The sequence below is a fragment of the Deinococcus sp. Arct2-2 genome, assembly GCF_004801315.1.
GTDB lineage: Bacteria > Deinococcota > Deinococci > Deinococcales > Deinococcaceae > Deinococcus.
Map to the genome: position 1 here is coordinate 16282 of NZ_SSNW01000058.1, position 20485 is coordinate 36766.

The following is a 20485-nucleotide window of genomic DNA, read 5'->3' on the forward strand; positions in this document are numbered from 1 at the left end:
CCGCAGGGAAGCCACATGACTGAAGGGACGACTCTGCCTCTCCCACAGGCCTTGACGGTGGTGACCACGGAGCACTGTGCGCTGCAGGGGGCGCGCAGTGCGACAATCGCTGATTCGTCGAGCCGTGCAGCGTTGTTTCTCAGCAGCGTGTCCGGCACGCTGCTGGCACTGTCGCTGCTTTCCACCGCTATGGGGCTAGGACGGGCGTTCCTCGGTGCCGTGCTCGCCGCCGCCCTCCCACTAATCTTTCTCGGCGTCGCAACCTTCGTCCGCGTCCTTTAACCCAGATTCGAGGACGCTGTGTACGCCCGTGGAATCAACCGGTTGCGTCATTTCTATCTTCAGCACGCTCCGGAATTGGCTCCTGACTTCATCCAGACGGATCATGACGACCTGGCAGGGATGTTGGTCAATGCCGGGGTGGTTCGGCAAGGCAGTCAACAGGCCTGGTTCACCACGGCGGGGGCCATCGGGGTCATCACCAGCGTCCTCATCGGCTGGTGTGCCGCCGGCGTATTGGCTGTGCTGCCGCTTCCCCCGTGGCTGCTGATCGCGGGCGGTGGACTGGCTTTCGGCCTTGCGGCACTGAGCTTTTTATCCGTTCAACGGCGCGCCTGGAGGGAGCAGGAGAGCCGACTTCCGGCGCAGTTTCCAACGTTCACGAGGAACACAAAGTAGGGGACGTTGTTCCGGAGAACGCCGGGAGGGCGGGTCGTCCAGGATCCACCTCTTCTGGGCATTCAGTCCAGAAGAGGTGGAAGCGGTGCAGGTGACCGGAGCGCCATACCACTCACGTCGATTTTTCTAACAGTATGCCTGTCATTGATCCCCTAAAAAATGGGGATTTGCTGTCTCCGTCAAGAGGTCTGCCCTATCAAACGCGGGACGCACCAACAGAAAGCCTCACACGTCCAACGCTTCAGAGGCTTCGTCATGTTGACCGTCCCCTTTGCCTCACCCTCGTTGCGCAGCAAGGTGTCCTGGCCATCCTCAGCAGTTGAGCTAAGCTGAACGGTAGTCTGGAGTTGACGGCCTGCCGATGAGCGCTCCAATACCCGGTTTAGAAACGGGCCTGTGAGACGGACCACCACCACACGCCCGCCCCCACGAGCACGGGCAGGGCCACCGTCAGCAGAAATCCAGTGGCGTAGTGCCTCAGCCTGCCCCGAGAGGGGGTGCCTGCGTCCACTGAGCCTCGAGATGGTTTCGACCTGAGCCAGAGAATCCAGGCGCCCACACCGTAACTGATCAGGACGCTGGCCAGCAGGGTGATCAAACTCAATCGCCCAATCTTGCCACTCAGAGCGGCCAAGATCCACGCCAGCACACCGCAAGCGGCACCGAACACGGCCGGTGAGAGAGGTTGGAGGGAGCACATGCCAGGATACCGGTCTTCCTGTATACAGGCACGCTGACGATGGCCCTCCTGTACCGTATATGTACATTGGGGCACGCTCCGAGCAGTTCGCCTAAAGCACCTGCGGCTGACAGGACGTGTTCGAAGTTGTCCAGCACCCACAGCAGGTGCCGTTCTCCATTGTGCTGTTCTCAGGCGATTTGAGGGCGACCTGTTCCTTCCAGGGATGCGCCTGCAACATTGGCCATGACCTTAAAGACGCGGCCAGGTTCACTGACCGCGCTCAATTCGGTAAACCACACGCCGTCTTCGAAGTCATTCACGGTGAGTTTGGCCAGGGCCAGCGCCAACCGGGTTTTGCCTACGCCAGGCGGGCCAACAAGCGTGTTCCGCTGGGCCGCAACAGGTCGTGGGCAAGCCGAAGTTCCGCGGCGCCTCCGACGAGTTCTGCCCTGTGAATCTGTCCCGGTCACCTCCATGCCGGTTGGATCTAGGTCGCATGACCCACGATAAGTCGCCGGAGCCGCTTCGTCTAGGACGGCTGCTTGGCTCGTCAAGAGGCACGCTGAACGGTGATGTGGCCTGAACCAGTCGGTGGAGCAATCTATTGATTCCTGTCCGGCTGAGCGACAGCCACTGGTCGCCAAGCTCAGCCAGCTTTGAACATCTACGATTCCGGGCAACCCCCCAGTCTGCTCTCCTGCGGAGCTGTCCCAGTTCGCAGCCAGCCCCCCTTAGAGGGGAGCACCACAGCTTTAGTCCTCCCCTTGAGGGGGGGCGTTGCGAGAGCAACGGGGGGATTCACCTTCCAGCTTAATGTTTGCAACGTGTTGCCCAACTCAGCAGGAATCAACAACTAAGCTGTGCTTAATAACACTGTTATAAGAAAATAACACTGTTACGATACTCCTGTGCCTAACGAATCTCTCGACGGAGGCCAACCTGCTCTTTCAGGCGGGATGCCCCCCCTGTCCACGAGTCTCTCCACACTCAGTGGATTGCGGATTCATGGCGTTCAGACCGGTGGGGTCACCCTAAAATCTGCTCATTACCGGCTGCGTCGCCCCAGCGCCTTCCGGCTTCCCGCCATCCTGCTGGATCCTCACTGGACCTCCCCCAAACCCATCCTCTCGTGGGTCATTGAACATCCAGAAGGTCTCATCGTGGTCGATACTGGCGAGCGACACCAGGCGCAAGATCTGAACCGCTACCTCGCGGGTGCCGATCCTGTGACTCGGATGTTTATCCGCCGCAACTTCAGGTTGCACGTTGAGGCGTCTGCCGAGTTGGGAGCGCAGTTGCCGCGTCTGGGCCTCTGTGCCCGTGACGTTCGCTGGGTGATCCTGACCCACCTTCACTTCGACCATGCTGACGGGCTGGCCTTCTTTCCAGAGGCTGAAGTGCTGGTGTCCCGGCGCGAGTATGACGCGCAACGTCGCGTCCCGCAGGGCGCAGTGTTCTCGTTGTGGCCCGAGGGGTTGACGCCGTCTTTGATTGATTACTCCTCTGGAGCGTATAGCGTCTTCCCCAAGCATTGGCCATTGACCCAGGCAGGTGACGTCCTGCTGGTGCCTACCCCGGGACACAGTTACGGACATCAATCGGTGCTGATTCTCGATCACGACGTCACGTATTTCTTGGCCGGCGACGTGGTGTTTGACGAAGGCCAGCTTCAGCGCCGGGAAATCGGGGGCATTGTTCAGGACGTAGGAGTCAGCCGGGCCAGCCTCGAGCTGGTTCGCCACTTTGTGTTGACCCACCCGACCGTCTTTCTGCCGAGCCATGACCCGACCTCGCTGGAGAGGCTGGCCAACCGGCAGGTCACCCATCTGGAGGAGCGTCATGGCTGAGGTTTACGGCACCGACAGAGCGTTCTCCTGTACCCGCACCGTGCACTGTTCTCCTGAGGTGTTCTGGCCCATCTGGACGGACGTCCCTGGCTGGCCGAGGTGGGATACGCCCCTTCTGCGGGCCCAGCTCACCGGCGCATTCGTATTGGGGGCTTCTGGTCAGCTGGTTGACCGCAACCAGCGGACTTCCCGCTTTACCCTCACCGAATGTAGGCCGCTGATGTCCTATGCCTACACCGTGCGTCTGCCCGGCGCAGCTCTGCAGGTTCGCCGAGTGATCACTTCCACCACGTCGACACCGAGCAGCCTCAACTTCCAGCATCAGGTGCGCTTCACCGGGCCACTGGGCTTCCTGTGGGCCCGGGTGCTCGGCCGGTCGTTCCGGCAGATCTTGCCCGAGGTCATGAACCAGCTGGTTCAACTGGTCGAGACCGCAGCACAGGTGTCTAATAAGAGCGATGTCTGATTCCGTGGCCGCTGGTCTCCGTCAGCATGGTCGGCAGGCCATGCAACACGCCCTCCTCAAGGTCGCTCGGAAGCTGCTGGCAACCGAAGGACTAGGCAAGCTGTCCACTCGGCGGATTGCACAGCAGGCGGGCACCTCGACGACTGCCATCTACTCGCTGTTCGGAGGCAAAGACGGTCTGATGGAAGCGCTTTATCTGGACGGCTTTGACCGTTTGGAGGCGGCCCTTCAAGCCTTCCCAGAAGACGATGCAGACCATCCTGTGCAGCGGATTGTGACACTGAACCGGCAGTACCGTGTCTTTGCCCTGGAGTATCCACAGGACTACGCGGTGATGTTTGAACGGGGCATTCCCGATTTCCAGCCTTCATCGGTCGCTCGCCTCCGTGCCTGGCAGAGTCTGAGGCCTTTGATCCAGAGGATTCAGGAGGCACAGCGCAGCGGGTTTCTCCTGCACCAATCGCCAGAAGCTCTAGCCATGACCCTCTGGGTGGCGTCACATGGGATCGTCAGTCTTGAACTTGCTGGCTATTTCCCGGAGCGTTTGGAAGCTCAGGCTATGCATGACCGGATGCTTCGCGATCTCCTTGATCCAGACAGAACTTTGGGCACGCTTCCCTGAGGGTGTATCCTGCCTGGTCAACACATCAGGGCACAGCGTCAGGGGGTTCATGCAGGCATAGGTCATGACTGAATTTAGGCATTTCACACGGCTGAATCCATGTTCTCACGGTTGTGTTGCCCGAACCGGGTTGGGGTTCCCGCTGACATGTATTGATACTGGTAGAACTTGAAGTTGCTTTCAGCTCAAGACGGCACGCTAGGCCACGTCCAGCACGAGACCTGACGTGATTCCACGACTCAGATTTACACCTGAATCAGTCCTGGTACTCCGTTGACGGCGACTGGTAAAGCGAGTCAGAGGCCGTGTTCATCGCTGAGGTCAATCCATCCAAGCGGCGAAAAACAACGTGTTTTTGGGAACATCAAGGCAAGTCGACGGACTACCCGTCGTTCAAGTCTGTGCGAATGTCGATCGTGTCCGGCAGGATGGCGCGCCGTGATGAGGCAAGGTGGTGGAAGGTATCCTCCATCTAGTCCTCTCTAGCAGATCTCGTTGATGGCACTGCACTTCCCGCAGAGCCCACGCCGTAGCGGGAATACGCCTGAACCGGTTCGTTGCCCACGAAATCAATCTGCAGGTCGTAGCGGGTGTCATCCAGCTTTTTGAGAATTTTCCAGATGGCCACGCCGATAATGTGCCCTGTCGAAATCTGCGCCGTGCGGCCATCGCGCGTACAGTTGACCCACCCCATCACGGCCGTTAATCATCTGTGGAATGCTCGCTTTTACTTCGTGGCTGACCAGGTGGATTTTTTGGTAGACCCTTCTGGATGGCATCCCCTGGTTAAGCGGGCAGTCACTCTGAAGGGGCATCTCGGCTGCCATACTTGCTCTCCGAGAACACCTCAATCCAGACCATCTGGAGAAAGTTGGCTGTACCTCCTGCTGAGGCGTTGGCGTTGAGAAGAGCTCTGTGCTCCAGCCGGGCCTCAGAATTGCGCTGGCTACCGCAGAGCGCTTTGCCAAGAGAGATCAAGGGTGGTTCCCGCAGCGCAAAAAACACCCGCCAACTCAGATCAACTTGGCGGCAAATTCGTTGGAGGTTAAGCCGGCCCACACGAACCGCATCACTTCATCCTCGACATGGTCGGTGCTGCCTGCGCCCCCCAAGCTCCCCAGCACGCTCCCGAGCATCTGGGCCATCAAGTGCGTATCGTGCGGGCGGAACTCTCCGGCCTCAATTCCCGCCTGCAAGAGCGATTGCAACTGACTCGGCAACCCGGCCTGAAAGGCAGGCTGGAGTTGAGCCATCTGCGCTGAGGGCAGCGAGCGCGTGATGTCTCGCAGGCGTTCGTGCAAGGCCTGATAGGGGCGTTCGTCGGCCCGCAACATGACCCGCACCAAAGCCCGCAGCTGCGCAGCCGGCGTCCGGGCACCGCTCAGCACCTTCTGGATATCCTGAGCGTCACGTTCTAACGCCTGCCGGATGACCGCCGTCATCAAAGCGTCTTTTGATGGGAAGTGATAGTACAGTGCCGGTTTGCTGACCCCCACTGCCCGGGCCACTTCATCCATGGTCATGTCTGCGGAACTCCCCTCCAGCACCAACCGTTCGGCGGCTGACAACGCCAATGCCTTGATATCGGGAAGCGCCGAGCCGTCTGGCCGCTGTTTCGGGCGGCCAGCACGTTTAGAGGAAGGTGGGCGCGAAGGAGTGATGCCTGGAATTGTAAGGCAGCCTTCAGCGCTCCGCTCCAGGAGCTCTTACAGTTGCCATATATTTACTCAAGAGTAAATATTGGAGGTATGATGACAATAGTTCCTTCTGGCCGGCTTGTTCCTCAGGAAAGCGCGTTCGCGCGTACCGCTCTGACGCTGGTGGTGGCCGGCGCAGCCAATGTTGTGGTCGCCCGCTTGGGGGCGGCGGCCTTCAACGTGCCTGCCCAGTTTCTGGCCCTGCAGCCTGGGCCGGTGCTGTTCTTCACCACTATCGGTGTCTTGGGGGCTGCAGGCGTCTGGGCATGGGTCAAGCGGTTCAGCCCGGCTCCAGTCCGTTGGTTTCAACGCGTCGCTGCCGTGACCTTGCTGTGCTCGCTGATTCCTGACCTCCTGCTGTTCCGGAACACTCCACTGGACGGCACGACCCCCAGCGCAGTCGTCACCCTGATGGTGCTGCATCTCGTGGCTTACGCCGTCTGCGTCACGGTGCTGCCTCAGCGTTCTCGTCGCCCTGCCTAACCATGCCCCCTCTGGAGTTCGTATGTTGACGTCTGTATTTTCACGCTGGGGACTGATCGCCGCTGGAGTGCTGGGCCTCGTGGCCCTGCGCCGCCCCCACCTGTCCCGTGATCCGATGGCCGACTTTGCACGCAGCGGCTTCACTCAGCGCCTGCTCAGCACTCCAGCTGGACGGCTCTCTGTTCAGGAGGCGGGAGCCGGCCCCCCACTGGTCTTCCTGCACGGGATCGGGGGCGGCGCGTCCGGTTGGGTGTGGAATCAGGTCGCGCCCGCTTTTCTGGCCCACTTCCGCGTGATTGTGGTGGATTGGGTGGGCTGGGGCCAAGCTGAACATCCTCAGCGGTTGCTTTATTTTGAGGACTATACGGCGGCTCTAAACGCTCTACTCGATGAGTTGGCTGAGCCGGCCCGGATCGTGACCGAGGGGCAGGCAGCTGGGTTTGCCGCTCAGGTCGCTCGCCACCGCCCTCAGGACATCGCCCGCTTGGTCATGATCAACCCCACAGGCGGCCGGGACTTCGGAGAAGACGTGTTCCCAGCCTCGTTCTCGCGCCTGGAACCCCTCCTCCGCACCCAGCCGCTGAATCGTTGGCTTTACCAGCTGGTCTTCCACCGCTCCAGTTTCATTCGGGACTTTTTTGTTCGCCAAGGCTTTCAGGAACCCACGGCGGTGAGCCGTGCCATTGTCGAGGGTTCGCTCGTCTCGGCCCGTCAACCTGGTGCGGCGTTCTCGGCCTTGCCCTTCTTGACGGGAGAACTGCGCTTTGACCTCGTGCCGTTCCTGCAAGACCTGCAGGTGCCGGCGGTCATGCTGCAGGGCGGCCAAGTGCCGATGTATGGCCGGGACGGTGGGGCACAGCTGGCGGCGGTCAACCCAGCCATCCCGTGCTGGCGCATTCAGGGAACAAAAAGTGTTCCCCAGCTCGAACGCCCGGGCGTGACTGTCGCCCTGATCCAACAGGCCTTGGGGTTCGGGGCGGCGGCTGGCCCTGGTTAACCCTGCCGCGTTTTTAGGCTCTCCCCCAAGATACAACGCTCAGGAAAATCACACGCTCTTGCCAGCTCTCCTCTGTTGTACAGGCCCATCCACATAGGCTTGCAAAGTGGGAGCCACGAGGTCGACTACCGGATCGACCTCAGGGCTTGACAGGGCCGTCAACCGCAGGACAAAGCGGCTCAACGTCAGGCCGCTCAGGGTTGCCGCAATCAGCTCGGCCCGGAGCATCGCGTCTGGGCCCCCCAGCCAGCTTGCCAGCGGGTGAACAAAATGCTCTTCCAAGCTCAGGCGCAGCAGGGCCCCGGCCTGCGGATGTGCCGCAGAGCGCAGCAGCATCAGGAGCGGATCGAGGGCACCCGCCTGATCTTCCTTGTGAAGCACATAATGGGCCAGACGCTCTCCCAACTCCATCCGGGGCACCTCTAACAGAGGCCCCAAAGCAAAACGGCCTGCAATCGCCTCGGTAAAGAGCTGTTCTTTGGAGCCGAAATACCGAACCACCAAGGCGGCATTGACGCCCACCTCTGCGGCGATCTCCCGGAGGCCGACCCCCTCATACCCGGAGCGCGCGAACTGGCCCTGTGCGGCCTGCAAGATGGCGGCCCGGGTGGCCGCCGCATTCCTTGACCGGGGGACTGTGTTGGCTGGTGACATCTGACCTCCTCAACCCCACTGGAGTTGGCCTCATTGTAAACGCCTGTTGACAAGTCGGCGCTATCCCATTACACTTTCTATGTCAACAGCCGTTTACTTTACGCCCAGCATGGTTTGTTCTGCTTTCGGGTCGCCTGCCCATCACTCAGGCGAGGAGACTGTATGCCCACACCCCGGATTGCGCTTGTGACTGGAGCTTCAAGCGGCATTGGCCAAGCCACTGCTTTGGCGCTGCATGCCGCTGGCTTTCTGGTGTACGCCTCCGCCCGCCGCCTCTCCAGTCTGTCTGAACTCGCGCGGCAGGGTCTTGCCACCGTTCAGCTCGATGTCACCGAGGAGGGGTCGATGGTGAGAGCCCTTGACCAGATCAAAGCGGAGACCGGGACGGTGTCCGTCTTGGTCAACAACGCAGGGTATGGCCTGAATGGGCCACTGGAGGAACTCGCCCTGCCCGACGTTCGGGAAGAGTTTGAAACCAATGTCTTCGGCCTGCTGCGCCTCAGCCAATTGGTGCTGCCAGACATGCGGGCGCAGGGCTGGGGGCGCATCATTCACGTCGGCTCGGTGGGGGGCAGCTTTACAGCCCCCGGCGCGGGGGCCTACCACGCCAGCAAGTATGCGGTTGAGGCGTTAAGTGATGCCATGCGCTACGAGGTGCAGTCCTTCGGCGTCGATGTCGTGCTGATCAAGCCCACCGGGGTACACAGCGCGTTTGTGGGCAAAATCAATGCCAGCTTGCCTCAAACCGGAGCCAAGAGTCCTTACGCGACCTTCAAAGCCAATATGGAGCGCGCGACAACCCAGATGTTTGCGGGCCGTGCTCCAGGGATCATCCAGCCTGAACAGGTGGCCCGCAGCATTGTGCAGGCCGCAACCACACGGCGGCCGCGAACTCGCTACCTGGTGGGGACGAGCGCCCACGTGTATTTGGGGTTGCGCCGCCTGGTCAGCGACCGGATGTGGGATCGACTGATGACCCTGCAGTTTCCGATGACCGATCGGCGAACACGGTCATGGATGGCTGGGGGAACCAGCCCGCGTCCCCGGCCATGAGAGTTTCCCCTCACGTTTGTCACGTGTTGCGTTGATTACGCCAAACAATGTCCATGACGATGTTTGTGCTCAACCAAAGGGCGTGAGCAGTGGTACAGCAGGACTGACCTGACGCGCGAGACGCCGGAGCACACCAGTGCGTTGAGCAACAACCAGCAGAAAAGCCGTTCGTTGGGGACGTTGTTCCGTGAGCTGCCGCCTCTGCTGTGATGGTGGCTCTCCTCTGGTGCGATGCGCCGTTCCGCAGCGTCTTGCCATGTCATGTCCTTTCCCTATCGCAGCCTGCAGAGGAGGGCTGGAACGTGACCCCCTTCCCGTGGACGAAATCGTTGCTGACCGAAGTTCTGAAGCGGCTTATCAGAGAGGAGTGAGCGTAGGACTCATCGCTGTTCCGCTCCCAGGCCAGGAGCCGCTCGCTCGAGGCTCTACTTGTTCTCTCCCCACTGGCGGCCCCTGTCGGCTCTGCGGTCATGCTCTGGCTTGCTGGGTCAGCGAGCCCGCTCAGACGGCCCGGTTCGCAGGTTCTACGCCTAACCGTTCGATCACAGCGGCCAGCTGAGCCCGAACCGCAGGATCGGCAATGGCACCGTCGTCTCCCATCAGGCGGCGCTCCACAGGAAGACGCATGCACGCGTCTTCGACGATCACTGACCCGGTATACCCCAACACCTTGCGCAGGGCGGCATGGGCGCCCATGGCCCCTGTGGGCGCACCGGAGCTGGCTGCATTGATCCAGGCGACCGGCTGACCGTCCATCTCTCCGTCTCCGACGGTCCAGTCCAGGAGGTTCTTGAACGAGCCGGGCAGGCTCATTCGGGTGTCGAGAACACCACCGCGTCTGCGGTTCCGATCTGTGCGCGGAGGGCAGCCACCTCTGGAGGCAAGGGGTCGCGGTCGTCGTCGGGATTGAAATGCGGCAGGCGGGCCAGGCCCAGATACATGACCGCATGCACCCCTTCTGGGACGACTTGCTGCAGGGTCGTGAGCACCGCCGTGTTGGTAGAAGCAGTACGAATACTGCCGGAGATCAGCAGCACCTGAAGCGGTCTGGCCATGCGGTTCAGCTGACTGGCTCAGGCGAACCCGCACGGCGCGGGCAGTCACGGGGTTCCTTCCACAAAGAAGTCATACCTTCCAGTTGCTCGGCGGGCCAGCGAGAACCACGGTGGTGACTGCTCAGGTGGTCGCGGTCGCCTGTCCGGAGGGAAAAGCGGGCGGCCACAGCTTGATCGTCGCCGGGCTGCAAACCTTTAAGTTTCAGCGTTTCAATGGTGGCAAGCTCGGGGGGATGGGTGTGCTGGGTCAGGACCTTGTCTCTAGGCATCTGGGCCACTCTTGCGCCGGCTGCAGCGCGCCCCCAGGCAGAGCTGGGAACAGGGCTGAAGGCGGTCGAACAGGCTCTGGATACCCACGCGAGGAGCTGTTCTATTGATAGCGGCTCAAGGTAGAGTTGCTGCCAGCCTGACCGGACTGGCTTTCGGCGTCACGACGTCCAGGGTGCTCAGCCGGGAGGCAGACTCGGGGTCGTGGGTGGGCAGGTAGACCAGGGGCCGTTCAGCAGCCAGCAGACGAATCCGCTGAAGGGTGTTCTGCGCTTGACCTTCATCCGGACTGACGCCGTCCACCTGCCCCACGAGCAGCGCGTCCTGCGTGTAGGAGGTATCGCCAGCCAGGAAGATATTTACGTCGCCTTTGATCACCACGGACAGATGATGTGGCGTATGGCCAGGGGTCTGCACCGCCACCACGTCCCCTGACCGCGTCAGGGGTGCGGTGGACTCAAAGGGGCCAAGTGGCTGTCCTTGCCACGACAGGCCTTGTGGGTCGAACCCGGTTCCCCACTGGCCGGGCAGGTAGCCCTGAAGCCGACCGGACAAACCTTGAGCCGCCTGCAGTTCGCCTGCATGGACGACGGTGGGCCGGCCGGCCACGTGCGGCAACCCCGCCCCATGATCCATGTGCAGGTGCGTGACGACGACCTTGGCCACGTCGCTCGTCCCGATGCCTAGGGCGCGCAGTTGCGGCCCAAGTTCCTCACGCGCTTCGACCCGGAAGCGGACGTCGAAGCGGTGGTACGGGTGCCACGACCTCAGGTGGGCGTCCCCCGAGGCAGAGCCGGTGTCCACCACGATCACCCCCTCCTCGTGCTCGATGGCCCAGGCGTAGGTCGGCAACCAGTCCGTCCAGGTGGAATCGAGAAACGGGCGAACGCGGCGGGCGAGACCGTGACCGACGCCGATCTGCTGAGCACGTTTGATCTGGACGAACCCGGTACGAAGTGCGTGGATCTGCATGTGAAACCTCCCCCGCCAGCTTCGCGCTAAGCTACTGCAAATGCCTCCCGACGTTCGCAGTAGCCCGACCTTGCACGTCTGTGAAACCGTACAGGCTGGGCTGCTGTTCGACGACCGCGTCCGGCGTGTTCTGGCCCCCTTTGTCGGCCAGGCCTGCAGCGCGAGCCGAGCGGCAGACCGCCTGGGCATGCCGCTGAGTTCCCTGCTTTACCAGGTGCGCCGCCTGCTGAACGCGAAGCTGCTGATTGTGGTCCGGGAGGAACGACGGGCCGGGCGGGCCGTGCGGCACTACCGCGCCGCTGCGGAGCGCTTCATCGTGCCGTACACCCTGACGCCCGCCGAAACGCCTGAGATGCTGCTGGCAGCGCAGCACGCCGGGCCGGACGCCCGGCTGCGCCGGCACCTCACACGGGCCGGACTGGAACTGCTGGAGCAGCAGGGGTTGGGGGGCGTCGGGGTGCAGGTGGTGCTGGACGGGCCACGCCTGGTGCTGCGGAACATGGTAGGACCGGACGCCGAGTGGAACTTTCTCGATCCGGGGGCACCAGCGATGGTGGACTACTGGCTGGAGGACGTGCATCTGGAGTTCGAAGAGGCCAAGGCGCTTCAGGCGGAGCTCTGTGAATTGGTGGCGCGGTACAAGGAGCGCCAGGAGACGCGGGGTGGGCAAACCTACGTGCTGCGCCTCGCCCTGGCACCGCAGCACTCCGGGGATTGAGGGTTCGGTCAGGACTGGAATGAACCCAAAGTACCGGGCCAGCGGGTGTCGTCAACAGCGGTGAGCTCAGGCAAGTCATGACGAATGGCTGACGTCTTGGGTGGATCCCCCCTGCCAGCGCGGAAAAACCACAGGTTCAGAAACGCTGGCCTGACCCGCCGCGCCTAGCATCAGCCTATGAAGCTCCTCCGTTCTCTCTTGGCTTTGGGCCTGATTCCCTTAATTTACGGCCCCGCACAGGCCGTTGGCATCGCAGGTAAGGTCAGCAACGCTCCCGCTCTGGCCCGCGCCTTCGGTTCCGAAAACGTGCGAATCCTGCTGACCAGCTTGGCGCAGGGCCGCATCGTGGGGTTGGGCACGCTGGCCGGGAGCGGCTTTGAACTCCAAATCCCAGATTCGTTCAAGCCGCCTGTGCAGCCCGCCGACTTTTGCCCCGGCGTGCGGAGTGTGCCCAGCGAGCCGCGCACCTACACCGCCGAAAGCCTGATGGTGTATCAGGCAGGCCGCAATCTGGCCGCGCTGCTGACTCAAGCCGATCATCCCACCGAACCCACCCGCCGCAGCCAGTGGATGTACAGCGATAGGGCCGCCAATGTTGCTGGGCGCTGCACAGGCCTGAACACCAGTTATAACCTGACCCTCCGCAAGGGTTGGAACGCTGTGATGACCGTGAGTGAACCGGGCAGCTTCGTGATCCGCAACGCCACGCCGGGGCTGCCGTACTGGCTGCAAAACCCGCCCATTGCCGGGGCGCGGCAGGTGTTCCCCACCGTGTTTGACGGGAAGTAAGCACCACTCTGTCGGCAGAGAATATGGTGTGCAGGCTGCTCCGCGTCAAAGAGTGTTGCGCCTGACCTTGAGAGCCTGGAGCCCACTGTGTTGAACGATCTTGAAAGATCAGACTTGTCCACAGAGTGACAGTGCGCTGTCAGACTCATCGTCTTTGTCATCATGATCCAGGTGGTGCGGCACGTCGGCGGTGGCGAAAGCCTGCCCCGGAAGCAGGGGCGGGGATGACCCTTGAGGGGACGCTGGGCCTGGGCGCTGCGGAGCCGACGGCGGTACGGCGGCGCCCAGGCTTGATCCGGGTCTCCGGAAGGACGACACTGAGCGGCATGACCCCGCCCCTTGCTGTCTCTCCACATCTGCGCGAATTGGCGCGGCTGCGGCGGGTGCGTGACTGGATCGACCGGGACTTTGCTCAGCCGCTGGACGTTGAGGGCCTGGCCCACAGCGTGAACATGTCCGCCGGGCACCTGAGCCGCCAATTCCGGCTGACCTACGGGGAGTCGCCCTACAGCTACCTGATGACGCGGCGCATCGAGCGGGCCATGGCCCTCCTGCGCCGGGGCGACCTCAGCGTCACTGACGTCTGCTTCGAGGTGGGTTGCTCATCCCTGGGCACTTTCAGCACCCGCTTCACGGAGGTGGTGGGGATGCCGCCCAGCGCTTACCGGCTGCACGCCGCAGGCCAGACGGTGGAGCTGCCGCCCTGCGTGGCCAAGCAGGTGACGAAACCGGTCAGGAATCGAGAAGCGCCCCAGACCCGCCGCGCCTAGAGTAAGCGCCATGACCCTCACCCTGCACCAGACATTCTTGCCGCACACCGATCCCGCCGCCGCCCTGGCCTTCTACCGCGACGCCCTGGGCTTCACCGTGCTTAACGATGTCGGCTACAACGGCCTGCACTGGATCACGGTGGGCCCCGCAGATCAGTCGAGCGCCTCCATCGTGCTGTTTCCGCCTCAGGCCACCCCGGGCCTGACCGACGACGAGCGCCGCACCATCGCCGAGCTGATGGCCAAAGGCAGTTACGCCACAATTATCCTCGCCACCAACGACTTAGACGGCACCTTTGACCGGATCCAGGCCAGCAGCGCGGAAGTGGTTCAGGAACCCACCCTCCAGCCGTATGGGGTGCGGGATTGTGCCTTCCGGGATCCCGCAGGAAATTTGGTGCGCATCCAAGAGGTCTCTCTGTCCCCCCATGGAAACCGGGCTTAAGGAGGGCCGCTCGCGCCTGCGCCAGGCCCGCCGCTTCACAGCATTCACAGGGCGGTGGGGCAGACGGATGTTCAAGTGCGGAGCCAGGGTGTCCGCAGGCAGTCGGGCGGGGTTGAAGCTCGTCCCAGACTGTGATCTCGCCCTTGATTCTGCCGCACTACACCGTTCGCCTTGACGGGGCGTGGACTGAGGGCTCGGGCACAGCCTTCCTTTTGACCTTGGGCCTGGATCACCTCTTGGCGTGGAGCGGCTCTGGACAGGTGCGGCCGATGAGTGGAACACTGGAGCATGAACCCGTCCGAGTCTGACGAGCGGCGCTGGTACACCGACCTCCTTCGCAATGTCGTCGGCCCCATGGCCCTCACCATGCAGGCGACGATGCGTCAGGGCATTTCGACGCACCTCACGCCACCGACCAAAAAGCAGCTGGTGGCCAGCTTTGAACTCTACGTCAACCCGGAAAGTCACACCTCAGCCAACTACTTGGTGCAGCGCGACGCGCTCGGCTGGGCTGTAGAACGCCTCATGTACACCAACGGGCCGGACGGCTTGCAGCGCTGTCCAGTCCCCCGAATGACGTTCGAACTGCTGCCAGACGAGGCCTTCTTTCTGGATCAGTTGCGCGACTTCGTTGAGCACGAACTGACGCAGGGCATTCTCAGGCCAGACTCAGTCTAGGGCCTGCCTGGTCTGGCGCCACGCCGACCTCTTCACCGCTGCTGTTTTTTCGAGGCACGGGAGATCCCTGCCTTGGGGTGGGCGAGGCAGCGTCAGGATCACCATCTGCGGCGCGAGGTCATGCCACGCTAGAGCCGTGAGCCGCGTCCAAATTTCGCTGAAGGAAGCGCTCGTCGATATGCCCTCTTGGGCGCTCCCGACCGTGGCGGCCCTGAAGGACCGCGGGGTTGAGGTCACCTGTTGGGCCGAGGAAGGACGCTGGGTGCTTCAGGGCACGCTCAAAGGCCAAACCCGCTGCACATCACCCACACAGGCGCTCAGTGGATGGAACATCGAGGAGCTTTGGGCCTTGATGAAGCCCCTGCTGGCCGAATAAGCCCGGGCTGACCCACAGCGGCCAATGCCTGAAGGTGCCACTTCTGTGCGTGGGCCGTAGCTGTTGAGGCGCCAGGCATTCGGTGAGTTTGCCCTCACCCGGGCCCCGGCACGCAGGGTCAATCAGCATCTCGGCGTCCCGCTGGGTCAGGCCCTTTCGGGGCGGGGCGACGGCGGATACGGTGGCGGTGGTGAGGAGGCAACGGGACGCCATTTCGGCATGGGTCAAGTGGGAACTCCTCCAGAGGTTGGATTCAGGGCACAAAAAGCCCGCCACAGTCGGCGGGCACAACTTGAATGGTGTGGGATGCAGCTCCTGTACAGGTGAATCTGCCACCAGAACGTCATCCCTGAACAGGCTACTCAACCATCACCGTGAACTCTCCGTCTCATCCTCTTGATCGTCGTGCTCCTGTGACAACTCCAACCGAATGATATGACTCGCGGAGAGGTGGTAAACCCACCCATTCTTCTCGAAGATCAAGACGCCCTTCTGGGTACTGAGCGCCTTCTGAGCTTCAGCGATGAATTCTTCACTGGGGGATTTGACCACGAGCTGTTCACTGTTCGTTTGGATGATGCGCAGTTTCGGTGTCATGGAAAAGGTTAACACGTTTTGTGAGAAATGATACTCTGCAGTTTGTGGCCTGTCACGATGCACACCACTTCTCCGCCTTCTCGCCGGCACACTTGACTGCTTGTCCATGATGCTTTTTGGCCATTGGATTCAGAGCACTTGCGGGAGTACTCCTGCTGATGACCGACTTGAACGCAGCGTCTCGCCCTGGCAGGGACTGGAAGCCGAGCAGATGGCAAAACGCGCCCCTACCTCTCTGGCCGGAGGTGTCCACGTTCATCTCGGTGTCGTGGCGCAGCACGCCCCCAATTATGGGAGTCACTTCCAACGATGCGCAGGTGTTGAGCTGCGGGGAGAGGCACACCAAGTGTCGCTCGACGTGCCAGGAGAGCTTCCGGGGCTGCGCGACGCCGTATACCCCAGCTCTTCCGGCACCAGATGCTCACCTTTCACGACCGGCCAACAGCTGTCCGGCGCGCACATCCAGCTCCTGAGCGGCCCGGCCAGCAAGAAGAGCCTAGAGGTCTATCTGCACCTCTGGCTGGAAGTGGTGGAGGGGATGCCCACCAGCAGGCGGTCAAGCTGCTGGAGGGTAGACCTGCCGCCCCATACGGGGGGTATCCCCGCTCACCTCACGTTTCCCGAACCCACACGGAGAGCCCGAGGCGAGCGCGCTCGGCAAACCCCACCCGTTCATACACCCGCCGTGCCGGCCCATTGGACGCCATGACGTGCAGGAACGGGATAACTCCTTCGCCCAGCGCACGGCGCGAGAGATGGCTGACGAGCCCGCCCGCCAGTCCCCGGCCTCTCGCTTCTGGGTGAGTGCAGACGGCACTGACCTCCACGTACCCGTCTAGGCGCAGGCGTTCTCCCACGAGGGCGACCAGTCGCCCCTCTTCCCGCACACCGAAATAGGCGCCCAGTTCCATCGTGCGTGCCCCGAAGGGGCCGGGCCGCGTGAGGGCCACGAGGTCTTGCACCTCCGCCGCATCTGCGGCAACGAGCGGCGTGACGTTCGGCGAGGGGGGCGTCAGGTGTTCGGCGCTCTGCAGCGTCATCTGCACGACCTCCCCCTGCTGTCTCAGCGTCCAGCCCGGCGGCGCGGGCACGATGCTGGGGCGAAAGAACACGACCGGGCGGCTCCGCGAGGCCAGCGCGTCCTCCAACGCCTCGCTGTCCTGAAAGGCACTGAAGGGCGCGACGGCTTCGGGGTACGAGCGCAGCGGCCCTTGCACCTCAGCGAAGGGCGCGTGCAGCCCGGTGAGCGCGAACCAGATTGGGTTGTCGAGCGGGTGCACGGTCAATCGCCTGCCAGCGCAGGCCCTGCAGAACGCGCGTGCCCCCGCTGCCATTCGGCCGAATCGGCGCTCAGGCTGACCCGACCCGCCTCCGAAAAATCCTCCAGGGCGAGGTACGGGGCCGTCGTAGGAGCGGGGCGCAAGATCCAGGCCATCAACTGCGCCATCCGTCCCAGCTGTGTCCCGAGGCGGCGCGCCGCGTGGGGACTGGAAGCGACGTACCGCCGGGCGATGGTTTCGAAGTCTTCCGGCTCCCGGCCGGTGAGGCGGCGCACCACATCGGTTGGAGCGTTCACGGCAAAGGCGCCCCGCTGATAGTCGCGGGCGTACTGGGTGTACTGCGCGGTGGCGAACTCAGACAAACCGAGTCCGCGCAGCACCTTCGTGAAGACGCCGATGGGCGCGTTGACGTACCGCACCGAATGGCCGAGCACCCGGCCCAGCACGGCGGCGAGGTCTTGCGGCGACAGCAGCGCCGGGCCAGTCGGGCGGTACGTCCGGCCCGCGTGTCCTTGGGGGCGTGCCAGAATCTCGGCCGCGACCCGCGCCAGATCCTCGTTCGAGGGAGGCGCGTTCTTTCCTGAGCCGTAGGGCAACATCAGCAGTCCGAACTGCGCTGCGAAGGTGAGGCCCGCCAGATCGTTGTCGGCGAAGAAGCCGGGATTGAGGGTCGTCACCATCGTCTCCGGCAGCAGCGCAAAGAGGCGGTCGGCCAGCCACGTCTCGCGGGTGTGGAGCGACGGGTGGTGGGGGCTGGCGAGCCACTGGCTCATCACGACGACCGACTCCAGCCGCTGTTCGGCGGCCACGCTGGCGAACACGGCCGCGGCCCGCAGGGCACCGGCTTCGAGCGGCGTGCAGAAGTAAGCCCGCTGAGCCCCCGTCATGGCGCGGCGCATATCGCTTGGGTCGGTGATGGAGCCGACCATAATGGCCGCTCCCTTGGTCTTCAGGTGTTCGCTGCGCGCGTCTTCCCGCCGCACGAAGGCAGTCACAGAAAAGCCCTCGTCAAGAAGCTGCAGGGTCAGGGGCAGGCCGGTTTTGCCGGCGGCGGTCAGAATGAGAATCCGGGGCTTGTTCATGCTAAAGGTTCCTTTTGAAAAAGAGGATGACTTACGAAGTGTGGGCCTCGGGCGGTACGACGACCTCAACCTGACCGGTGTGCACGTCGTACACCAGGCCGGACACCACCCAGTCCCGCGGCAGCCGGGGATTGGAGCGGAGCAGGGCAACGTCCACGGCGACGGCTGCCCTGGGGTTGCCCACTGCCTTGGTGGGGAGGGCCGCCTGTTCAATGCCAAAATACCCTGCGAGCTGATCAGGGTGATTTTCGAGCGCGGTGATCCCACAGTCAGTGTGGTGCAAGACGATGAGGTCGAAGCGGCCCCCAGGCCTGGCGCCGTGCGCGCGGGCGACCTCTTGCAGCATGGCCACTTCCTGCAGTGCCCCGGGGGTGATCCGCCCACCGACATTGCGGATCACAGCGGCCTCACCGGGCGCCAGACCCAGCACGAACACGGGATCAACGCGCGGATCAACGCAGCCGATGATCATCGTCCTCAACGAGGGCATGATCGAGAGGTTCTGATGAATCTCGTGTGCAGCCGACTTCTGGTGACGGGCCGTGAGCGTTTCGACAGCATTCATAAGGCTCCCTCTGTGCGGGGGCCTCAGCACCCAGCCCCCGTGACCGTTTACCGATCACTCCCGCAGCATGAGGTTTGCCGTGACGTGAAGGTCAAGGGCCCGGCTGGGGGCGGGCCACGGGCAATTGCAATTCGACGACCGCCTCACTCTCCGGGCCGCGAAGCGGCAGTTGCATGAGCACCTGCCTCCCAGGACCGAGCACTTCCCAGCCGTGTGCTTCAAGCCATTCGGCCAGGAGGCCGTAACTGCGGTGCGTGTCGCTCGTCGGCCCAACATGCACGAGGGTGGCCGCGAGGTCGAGCCTGGGCAGGTTCCGTACGGTGAGCATCCGGTCCCCGGCCAGCCGAACCTCGGGCCGAATGTTCCCGGTCAGCGTGTAGCCAATCTCGAAGTCGAGCGCGTCAGGTTCAAAAACGGGCGCGTGAATCACGAGCGTAATGGGCCCGAGATTCGACTGCGCAAGGGTTTTCGGCACCACCGAGTGCAGCTGCTCGACCCGCGTGCGTACGGCGCTGAGACCAGGCAGCAGCTCGCGCAGGGACAAGAATGGCTGTGCGGGCACCGACTTCATCACGACATCGGGCGCTGTGGAGTGGCCCTCGTCCTCGATCTGCCGCAGCCTCGACTCGACCACCCGCAACCGCTCGGCCTCGGCCTGCACGGTCTGTTCGATCTGGGCCTTGCGCAGGGTGAGCATGCCGCGCAACTCGTCCAGCGAAAGCTGTCCATCAAGGAGGCGCGCGATCTGCTCCAGGGTAAAGCCCAGCTCCCGGGCGGCGAGAATGCGGTTGAGGCGCGGCAGTTGGGCCGCGCTGTAGAACCGGTAGCCTGTTTGTGGGTCGGTGAACTCCGGGCTGAACAGGCCGATTTCGTTGTAGTACCGCAACAGGCGACCGGACACCTGGGCAATAATGGAGAACTCACCAATCTTGTACATGCCTGATCCTCCCGCCGCTGGAGTGTACAGATTGACGTCGCGGCAAGGTCAAGCGAAAGCAGCGTCGTTCGGCGGGCTCAGTCACGGTGACGTGGCCTGAATGAGGTCGGCACTCAGTGCCGGGTTAACAGGGACAAAGCCACGTCATGGAGCACGACTGACTTCGCCGCGAGGTCATCCCCTCGTACGCGCCGGTTTTCAGGCAGCCAGAATGTTGCCCGCTCCCTGTCCTTGTCGCCTTGTGCTCTGCCGCGCCACTGTCTCCGCCGGATTCGTCTTTGACCCTTCGAGACTCACCTGCCCCACCCGGCCCGTTAGGCCAAGGGGCACCTTGTCCTGAAACGCGGACAGGCTCTTGCCGCTCAGGGGCTGACAGGCTTGTGAGCAGGGCAGCGGCTGCTCACGTGCCTTGGGTTTGGTGCTGGACAGGGCCTGCCTGTCCGCGCCGCTTGCCAGCGGTCACGAGCTTCAGGAGTGGCTTTCTTCTGGGTGTGCTGCTGAGAACGTGAGCTTCAGTGCGGGCCGCAACGTGTTGGCCACGATGCAGGCCCGGTCGGCCATCTCGACCAGCTTGGCCAGCAGCGTCCGGTCAGGCACTTGGGCCTCGACCCGCACGTCAATGCCCACAAAGCGGCTGGGCGTTCCTACCAAAGTGCCCATGATGTCCAGCCGAACAGCTTGAAGATCGGCCCCGCGCGCTTGGCCGGCGGCCAACAGGTTATACCAAACTAAACTGAGTCCAGAACATGTTTGATCCAGGGGAACAGGGTCAGCG

At 62.9% G+C, this 20485-nt stretch carries 27 protein-coding genes and 1 pseudogene; 14 read left to right on the forward strand and 14 right to left on the reverse strand.

Annotated elements, in window-relative coordinates; all coding sequences use genetic code 11:
* Positions 1-51 precede the first annotated feature (51 nt).
* Both E7T06_RS18970 and E7T06_RS18975 read left to right on the forward strand, forming a co-directional pair.
* Entirely contained in the window at positions 52-282 is a 231-nt protein-coding gene (locus tag E7T06_RS18970; RefSeq protein WP_136367332.1) for a hypothetical protein, read from the forward strand.
* An 18-nt stretch (positions 283-300) separates the two neighbouring features.
* Positions 301-678: a hypothetical protein gene (locus tag E7T06_RS18975; RefSeq protein WP_136367333.1), complete on the forward strand. Its 378-nt coding sequence runs from the start codon at positions 301-303 to the stop codon at positions 676-678.
* 870 nt (positions 679-1548) lie between these two features.
* Here E7T06_RS18975 and E7T06_RS21385 read toward each other — a convergent pair.
* Complete coding sequence (locus tag E7T06_RS21385; RefSeq protein ID WP_168733656.1) at positions 1549-1707, reverse strand: hypothetical protein; 159 nt, start codon at positions 1705-1707, stop codon at positions 1549-1551.
* Between the two features lie 648 nt (positions 1708-2355).
* Here E7T06_RS21385 and E7T06_RS18980 point away from each other — a divergent pair.
* Genes E7T06_RS18980 through E7T06_RS18990 form a run of 3 tightly spaced genes read left to right on the forward strand, consistent with a single transcriptional unit; the run spans position 2356 to position 4295 of the window.
* Positions 2356-3207, forward strand: coding sequence for an N-acyl homoserine lactonase family protein (locus tag E7T06_RS18980; protein WP_168733657.1), 852 nt, complete (start codon positions 2356-2358; stop codon positions 3205-3207).
* A complete protein-coding gene (locus tag E7T06_RS18985) occupies positions 3200-3673 on the forward strand; it encodes an SRPBCC family protein (RefSeq protein WP_168733658.1) in 474 nt (157 codons plus the stop codon). The genes E7T06_RS18980 and E7T06_RS18985 overlap by 8 nt, the downstream gene beginning before the upstream one ends.
* 40 nt (positions 3674-3713) lie before the next feature.
* Complete coding sequence (locus E7T06_RS18990) at positions 3714-4295, forward strand: WHG domain-containing protein (RefSeq protein WP_168733659.1); 582 nt, start codon at positions 3714-3716, stop codon at positions 4293-4295.
* A gap of 472 nt (positions 4296-4767) precedes the next feature.
* On the opposite strand, the gene E7T06_RS21390 is transcribed toward E7T06_RS18990, so the two are convergent.
* Together E7T06_RS21390 and E7T06_RS18995 are read right to left on the reverse strand one after the other, a co-directional pair.
* Complete coding sequence (locus E7T06_RS21390) at positions 4768-4923, reverse strand: type VI secretion system contractile sheath protein TssC (protein ID WP_168733660.1); 156 nt, start codon at positions 4921-4923, stop codon at positions 4768-4770.
* A 385-nt stretch (positions 4924-5308) separates the two neighbouring features.
* Positions 5309-5869, reverse strand: a complete 561-nt coding sequence (locus E7T06_RS18995; RefSeq protein WP_346763220.1) for a TetR/AcrR family transcriptional regulator — start codon at positions 5867-5869, stop codon at positions 5309-5311.
* Between the two features lie 177 nt (positions 5870-6046).
* Between E7T06_RS18995 and E7T06_RS19000 the strand changes: the two genes are divergently transcribed.
* Entirely contained in the window at positions 6047-6475 is a 429-nt protein-coding gene (locus tag E7T06_RS19000; protein ID WP_136367338.1) for a DUF6069 family protein, read from the forward strand.
* A 22-nt stretch (positions 6476-6497) separates the two neighbouring features.
* On the forward strand, positions 6498-7472 hold the full coding sequence (locus E7T06_RS19005; RefSeq protein ID WP_136367339.1) for an alpha/beta fold hydrolase: 975 nt from the start codon (positions 6498-6500) through the stop codon (positions 7470-7472).
* Between the two features lie 48 nt (positions 7473-7520).
* On the opposite strand, the gene E7T06_RS19010 is transcribed toward E7T06_RS19005, so the two are convergent.
* Positions 7521-8126, reverse strand: coding sequence for a TetR family transcriptional regulator (locus E7T06_RS19010; protein ID WP_136367340.1), 606 nt, complete (start codon positions 8124-8126; stop codon positions 7521-7523).
* Positions 8127-8288: 162 nt separating this feature from the next.
* Between E7T06_RS19010 and E7T06_RS19015 the strand changes: the two genes are divergently transcribed.
* Positions 8289-9179, forward strand: a complete 891-nt coding sequence (locus E7T06_RS19015) for an SDR family NAD(P)-dependent oxidoreductase (RefSeq protein WP_136367341.1) — start codon at positions 8289-8291, stop codon at positions 9177-9179.
* A gap of 501 nt (positions 9180-9680) precedes the next feature.
* On the opposite strand, the gene E7T06_RS22145 is transcribed toward E7T06_RS19015, so the two are convergent.
* From E7T06_RS22145 to E7T06_RS19030, 4 genes are all read right to left on the reverse strand, one after another.
* The gene (locus E7T06_RS22145; RefSeq protein WP_205750985.1) at positions 9681-9992 is read right to left on the reverse strand and encodes an NAD(P)H-dependent oxidoreductase; all 312 of its coding nucleotides are present in this window, start codon (positions 9990-9992) and stop codon (positions 9681-9683) included.
* Positions 9989-10234, reverse strand: a complete 246-nt coding sequence (locus E7T06_RS22150; RefSeq protein ID WP_205750987.1) for an NAD(P)H-dependent oxidoreductase — start codon at positions 10232-10234, stop codon at positions 9989-9991. The genes E7T06_RS22145 and E7T06_RS22150 overlap by 4 nt, the downstream gene beginning before the upstream one ends.
* Positions 10235-10239: 5 nt before the next feature.
* Complete coding sequence (locus tag E7T06_RS19025) at positions 10240-10503, reverse strand: hypothetical protein (RefSeq protein ID WP_136367342.1); 264 nt, start codon at positions 10501-10503, stop codon at positions 10240-10242.
* 115 nt (positions 10504-10618) lie between these two features.
* Positions 10619-11473 (reverse strand): N-acyl homoserine lactonase family protein, encoded by an 855-nt coding sequence (locus E7T06_RS19030; protein ID WP_136367343.1) that lies wholly within the window; start codon positions 11471-11473, stop codon positions 10619-10621.
* Positions 11474-11513: 40 nt separating this feature from the next.
* Between E7T06_RS19030 and E7T06_RS19035 the strand changes: the two genes are divergently transcribed.
* The 6 genes from E7T06_RS19035 (at position 11514) to E7T06_RS19060 (ending at position 15249) form a co-directional block, all read left to right on the forward strand.
* Entirely contained in the window at positions 11514-12191 is a 678-nt protein-coding gene (locus E7T06_RS19035; protein WP_136367344.1) for a helix-turn-helix transcriptional regulator, read from the forward strand.
* Between the two features lie 177 nt (positions 12192-12368).
* Positions 12369-12980 carry a hypothetical protein gene (locus E7T06_RS19040; RefSeq protein WP_136367345.1) on the forward strand — a complete coding sequence of 204 codons (612 nt, stop codon included), beginning with the start codon at positions 12369-12371 and terminating at the stop codon, positions 12978-12980.
* Between the two features lie 326 nt (positions 12981-13306).
* Positions 13307-13750, forward strand: a complete 444-nt coding sequence (locus tag E7T06_RS19045; protein WP_136367346.1) for a helix-turn-helix transcriptional regulator — start codon at positions 13307-13309, stop codon at positions 13748-13750.
* Positions 13751-13760: 10 nt separating this feature from the next.
* Positions 13761-14195, forward strand: coding sequence for a VOC family protein (locus E7T06_RS19050; protein ID WP_136367347.1), 435 nt, complete (start codon positions 13761-13763; stop codon positions 14193-14195).
* A 288-nt stretch (positions 14196-14483) separates the two neighbouring features.
* Positions 14484-14873, forward strand: coding sequence for a hypothetical protein (locus E7T06_RS19055; protein WP_136367348.1), 390 nt, complete (start codon positions 14484-14486; stop codon positions 14871-14873).
* Positions 14874-15009: 136 nt separating this feature from the next.
* Positions 15010-15249 carry a hypothetical protein gene (locus E7T06_RS19060; RefSeq protein WP_136367349.1) on the forward strand — a complete coding sequence of 80 codons (240 nt, stop codon included), beginning with the start codon at positions 15010-15012 and terminating at the stop codon, positions 15247-15249.
* Positions 15250-15618: 369 nt separating this feature from the next.
* Here the strand turns inward: E7T06_RS19060 and E7T06_RS19065 are convergent, their stop codons facing one another.
* From E7T06_RS19065 to E7T06_RS19095, 6 genes and pseudogenes are all read right to left on the reverse strand, one after another.
* Positions 15619-15846 (reverse strand): hypothetical protein, encoded by a 228-nt coding sequence (locus tag E7T06_RS19065; RefSeq protein ID WP_136367350.1) that lies wholly within the window; start codon positions 15844-15846, stop codon positions 15619-15621.
* Positions 15847-16457: 611 nt separating this feature from the next.
* The gene (locus tag E7T06_RS19075; RefSeq protein ID WP_168733662.1) at positions 16458-17126 is read right to left on the reverse strand and encodes a GNAT family N-acetyltransferase; all 669 of its coding nucleotides are present in this window, start codon (positions 17124-17126) and stop codon (positions 16458-16460) included.
* A 2-nt stretch (positions 17127-17128) separates the two neighbouring features.
* Positions 17129-18208: an NAD(P)H-binding protein gene (locus tag E7T06_RS19080; protein ID WP_136367353.1), complete on the reverse strand. Its 1080-nt coding sequence runs from the start codon at positions 18206-18208 to the stop codon at positions 17129-17131.
* A 31-nt stretch (positions 18209-18239) separates the two neighbouring features.
* On the reverse strand, positions 18240-18773 hold the full coding sequence (locus E7T06_RS19085) for a carbonic anhydrase (protein ID WP_136367354.1): 534 nt from the start codon (positions 18771-18773) through the stop codon (positions 18240-18242).
* Between the two features lie 91 nt (positions 18774-18864).
* Positions 18865-19710 carry a MerR family transcriptional regulator gene (locus tag E7T06_RS19090; RefSeq protein ID WP_136367355.1) on the reverse strand — a complete coding sequence of 282 codons (846 nt, stop codon included), beginning with the start codon at positions 19708-19710 and terminating at the stop codon, positions 18865-18867.
* A 468-nt stretch (positions 19711-20178) separates the two neighbouring features.
* Positions 20179-20485, reverse strand: a pseudogene (locus E7T06_RS19095) (OsmC family protein); the annotation flags it as partial.

Bases quoted from the DNA above. Each gene is read 5' to 3' on its own strand.
- E7T06_RS18985 (WP_168733658.1), top strand. From the start codon at position 3,200: ATGGCTGAGGTTTACGGCACCGACAGAGCGTTCTCCTGTACCCGCACC.
- E7T06_RS18990 (WP_168733659.1), top strand. From the start codon at position 3,714: ATGCAACACGCCCTCCTCAAGGTCGCTCGGAAGCTGCTGGCAACCGAA.
- E7T06_RS19000 (WP_136367338.1), top strand. From the start codon at position 6,047: ATGACAATAGTTCCTTCTGGCCGGCTTGTTCCTCAGGAAAGCGCGTTC.
- E7T06_RS19005 (WP_136367339.1), top strand. From the start codon at position 6,498: ATGTTGACGTCTGTATTTTCACGCTGGGGACTGATCGCCGCTGGAGTG.
- E7T06_RS19010 (WP_136367340.1), bottom strand. From the start codon at position 8,126: ATGTCACCAGCCAACACAGTCCCCCGGTCAAGGAATGCGGCGGCCACC.
- E7T06_RS19015 (WP_136367341.1), top strand. From the start codon at position 8,289: ATGCCCACACCCCGGATTGCGCTTGTGACTGGAGCTTCAAGCGGCATT.
- E7T06_RS22145 (WP_205750985.1), bottom strand. From the start codon at position 9,992: ATGAGCCTGCCCGGCTCGTTCAAGAACCTCCTGGACTGGACCGTCGGA.
- E7T06_RS22150 (WP_205750987.1), bottom strand. From the start codon at position 10,234: ATGGCCAGACCGCTTCAGGTGCTGCTGATCTCCGGCAGTATTCGTACT.
- E7T06_RS19025 (WP_136367342.1), bottom strand. From the start codon at position 10,503: ATGCCTAGAGACAAGGTCCTGACCCAGCACACCCATCCCCCCGAGCTT.
- E7T06_RS19030 (WP_136367343.1), bottom strand. From the start codon at position 11,473: ATGCAGATCCACGCACTTCGTACCGGGTTCGTCCAGATCAAACGTGCT.
- E7T06_RS19035 (WP_136367344.1), top strand. From the start codon at position 11,514: ATGCCTCCCGACGTTCGCAGTAGCCCGACCTTGCACGTCTGTGAAACC.
- E7T06_RS19040 (WP_136367345.1), top strand. From the start codon at position 12,369: ATGAAGCTCCTCCGTTCTCTCTTGGCTTTGGGCCTGATTCCCTTAATT.
- E7T06_RS19045 (WP_136367346.1), top strand. From the start codon at position 13,307: ATGACCCCGCCCCTTGCTGTCTCTCCACATCTGCGCGAATTGGCGCGG.
- E7T06_RS19050 (WP_136367347.1), top strand. From the start codon at position 13,761: ATGACCCTCACCCTGCACCAGACATTCTTGCCGCACACCGATCCCGCC.
- E7T06_RS19055 (WP_136367348.1), top strand. From the start codon at position 14,484: ATGAACCCGTCCGAGTCTGACGAGCGGCGCTGGTACACCGACCTCCTT.
- E7T06_RS19065 (WP_136367350.1), bottom strand. From the start codon at position 15,846: ATGACACCGAAACTGCGCATCATCCAAACGAACAGTGAACAGCTCGTG.
- E7T06_RS19080 (WP_136367353.1), bottom strand. From the start codon at position 18,208: ATGAACAAGCCCCGGATTCTCATTCTGACCGCCGCCGGCAAAACCGGC.
- E7T06_RS19085 (WP_136367354.1), bottom strand. From the start codon at position 18,773: ATGAATGCTGTCGAAACGCTCACGGCCCGTCACCAGAAGTCGGCTGCA.
- E7T06_RS19090 (WP_136367355.1), bottom strand. From the start codon at position 19,710: ATGTACAAGATTGGTGAGTTCTCCATTATTGCCCAGGTGTCCGGTCGC.